At 45.2% G+C, this 456-nt stretch carries 1 pseudogene; it reads left to right on the forward strand.

Annotation, left to right across the window (positions count from 1 at the left end):
• Positions 1–123: pseudogene (locus MUW49_RS14300) on the forward strand (IS630 family transposase); the annotation flags it as partial.
• Positions 124–456 lie beyond the last annotated feature (333 nt).

Here is a 456-nt window from a genome sequence, read left to right on the forward strand (position 1 = left end):
AATCGCAGCTTCAAGGATTACGACGACATCCTTGATGCCTGCACATCGGCCTGGAAGCACTTTATTGCCGATGTGGAGCGGGTGATGTCACTTTGTAGCCGAGATTGGATAAAACTGACCTAATGTTTAATCCGATTGGTATAAAAAGGGCGCATCACCTTGTATTAAACCTGTTTTTTGTATGGAAAAGCCCGAATCAAATGACAGGGTGCATTACACTCAAAACGACGCTTCATACCCAGAAAGTGTGAAGGGTTCGTCAACGAAGAGATGTCGGATGATTCTATTTTCTTGGCTGGGGTGTACTTATGGAAGGTGCGAACAAGTCCCTGATATGAGATCATGTTTGTCATCTGGAGCCATGAAAAAGGGTTCATCATGAGTCATCAGCTCACCTTCGCCGACAGTGAATTCAGCAGTAAGCGCCGTCAGACCAGAAAAGAGATTTTCTTGTCC

Source organism: Aeromonas sp. LsrichE-8G, from assembly GCF_022869435.1.
Classification (GTDB): domain Bacteria; phylum Pseudomonadota; class Gammaproteobacteria; order Enterobacterales; family Aeromonadaceae; genus Aeromonas; species Aeromonas caviae.